This window comes from Rossellomorea aquimaris (assembly GCF_008180865.1).
GTDB classification, from domain to species: Bacteria; Bacillota; Bacilli; order Bacillales; family Bacillaceae_B; genus Rossellomorea; species Rossellomorea yichunensis.
The window spans coordinates 1-1,621 of the sequence record NZ_VTEX01000013.1; the positions used below are offsets into that span (position 1 = coordinate 1).

Sequence of the window (1,621 nt, forward strand, 5' to 3'; positions counted from 1 at the left end):
GATGGAAGCATGGCGACATGTGGAGTTGACTGATACTAATCGATCGAGGACTTAACCACAAAGAGTCATTTTTAAAATGAACAACAATTGGTCGGTATTCGGCTTTCTTGACATCAATTCTTTATCTAGTTTTGAAGGAACAACCCTTCAATTGAATATTCGTCTGGTGACAATGGCGAAGAGGTCACACCCGTTCCCATGCCGAACACGGAAGTTAAGCTCTTCAGCGCCGATGGTAGTTGGGGGATCTCCCCCTGTGAGAGTAGGACGTCGCCAGGCGATATATATTACGGAGGATTAGCTCAGCTGGGAGAGCATCTGCCTTACAAGCAGAGGGTCGGCGGTTCGATCCCGTCATCCTCCACCATGTTTCTTTATGCAAATGAAATAAACTACAGCACTTTACACCAGTGATATCTTTCCTTAATCTGCTTCAGTGAAACAACTTCCTAATAAGTAGTCTTCATCTAAAAGCAAACCAATTAAATATGCCGGTGTAGCTCAACTGGTAGAGCAACTGACTTGTAATCAGTAGGTTGGGGGTTCAAGTCCTCTTGCCGGCACCATTGTTTTTTTATTTTGTGTCATTTTTTTATTTTGAGAGCCATTAGCTCAGTTGGTAGAGCATCTGACTTTTAATCAGAGGGTCGAAGGTTCGAATCCTTCATGGCTCACCATAAATTTTTGTTTACGCAAAGTATTTTATCGTTTTTGCGACAGCAAAACACCATGCGGGTGTGGCGGAATTGGCAGACGCACCAGACTTAGGATCTGGCGCCGCAAGGCGTGGGGGTTCAAGTCCCTTCACCCGCACCATTTATTTCGCGGAAGTAGTTCAGTGGTAGAACACCACCTTGCCAAGGTGGGGGTCGCGGGTTCGAATCCCGTCTTCCGCTCCAGACTTGCCGGGGTGGCGGAACTGGCAGACGCACAGGACTTAAAATCCTGCGGTAGGTGACTACCGTACCGGTTCGATTCCGGTCCTCGGCACCATTGTTTCTTATAAAAAATCATTTAGCGCCCGTAGCTCAATTGGATAGAGCGTTTGACTACGGATCAAAAGGTTAGGGGTTCGACTCCTCTCGGGCGCGCCATATAGATCGGGAAGTAGCTCAGCTTGGTAGAGCACTTGGTTTGGGACCAAGGGGTCGCAGGTTCGAATCCTGTCTTCCCGACCACCTTATTTGGGGCCTTAGCTCAGCTGGGAGAGCGCCTGCTTTGCACGCAGGAGGTCAGCGGTTCGATCCCGCTAGGCTCCACCAAAAAGTTCAAAAAAATCATTGACACTCACTGGGTGAAAATGATATGATAGTCAAGTCGCTTCAAACAGAAGCACGTACACATTGAACCTTGAAAACTGAACAAAACAAGACAATACGTCAACGTTAATTCTAGATTTATTTTTAAAGAGCTATTCAAACTTTTATCGGAGAGTTTGATCCTGGCTCAGGACGAACGCTGGCGGCGTGCCTAATACATGCAAGTCGAGCGGATTGATGGGAGCTTGCTCCCGTCAGTCAGCGGCGGACGGGTGAGTAACACGTGGGTAACCTGCCTGTAAGACTGGGATAACTCCGGGAAACCGGGGCTAATACCGGATAACTCATTTCCTCGCATGAGG

Annotated in this window: 9 tRNA genes and 2 rRNA genes; all 11 read left to right on the forward strand. The window is 47.9% G+C overall.

From position 1 onward, the window contains the following. Positions 1 to 162: 162 nt before the first annotated feature. Positions 163 to 279: ribosomal RNA gene (gene rrf, locus FZC88_RS23695) — 5S ribosomal RNA — on the forward strand. Positions 280 to 291: 12 nt separating this feature from the next. After that, positions 292 to 367: transfer RNA gene (locus FZC88_RS23700), tRNA-Val, on the forward strand. A 123-nt stretch (positions 368 to 490) separates the two neighbouring features. Beyond that, positions 491 to 566 (forward strand) — tRNA-Thr (locus FZC88_RS23705). Positions 567 to 601: 35 nt separating this feature from the next. Continuing rightward, positions 602 to 677 (forward strand) — tRNA-Lys (locus FZC88_RS23710). A 54-nt stretch (positions 678 to 731) separates the two neighbouring features. Next, positions 732 to 816: transfer RNA gene (locus FZC88_RS23715), tRNA-Leu, on the forward strand. Between the two features lie 8 nt (positions 817 to 824). Continuing rightward, positions 825 to 899: transfer RNA gene (locus FZC88_RS23720), tRNA-Gly, on the forward strand. A gap of 5 nt (positions 900 to 904) precedes the next feature. Beyond that, a tRNA-Leu gene (locus FZC88_RS23725) sits at positions 905 to 993 on the forward strand. A 24-nt stretch (positions 994 to 1,017) separates the two neighbouring features. Next, positions 1,018 to 1,094, forward strand: a tRNA-Arg gene (locus FZC88_RS23730). A 7-nt stretch (positions 1,095 to 1,101) separates the two neighbouring features. Beyond that, positions 1,102 to 1,178: transfer RNA gene (locus tag FZC88_RS23735), tRNA-Pro, on the forward strand. Positions 1,179 to 1,186: 8 nt separating this feature from the next. Next, positions 1,187 to 1,262 (forward strand) — tRNA-Ala (locus FZC88_RS23740). Between the two features lie 161 nt (positions 1,263 to 1,423). After that, positions 1,424 to 1,621: ribosomal RNA gene (locus tag FZC88_RS23745) — 16S ribosomal RNA — on the forward strand; the annotation flags it as partial.